The 273-nt window shown below is 56.8% G+C and carries 1 protein-coding gene; it reads right to left on the bottom strand.

Features of this window, described 5'->3' with window-relative positions:
• The coding region (locus tag SB772_RS40975) for a hypothetical protein (protein ID WP_410838647.1) at window positions 1-196 on the bottom strand (196 nt) is incomplete at its 3' end.
• Window positions 197-273: the final 77 nt, after the last annotated feature.

The raw sequence follows: 273 nt of genomic DNA, 5'->3' as shown, positions 1-273 counted from the left end.
GGCAAAAGTTTTCGTTGGCCGTCAGAATATTGCCCTGCAGGTCGAATTCGATCACGGCCTGCGATTTGTTGAGCGCCGAGAACATGGCCTTGGCGTCGGAACCTGAAATAACTGAAAATAGCGGCATTGTCGTCCCTCTAAGGACTGCAGCACTCCAAAGCGGTGCGGGGCGAGGGCGATTGCCAGAAACAGGCACACAGATCGCCGCGCCTGCGGCGCATTCGATGCGGCAGGTCAGATCTCAAATAAAGCTGAAAACCCGGACGCTGCCCC

Origin of the sequence: Paraburkholderia sp. SIMBA_030 (assembly GCF_046535245.1) — a bacterium.
Classification (GTDB): Bacteria; Pseudomonadota; Gammaproteobacteria; order Burkholderiales; family Burkholderiaceae; genus Paraburkholderia.
The sequence above is the reverse complement of the archived record's forward strand: the minus strand, read 5'-3'. Positions and strand labels throughout refer to the sequence as shown.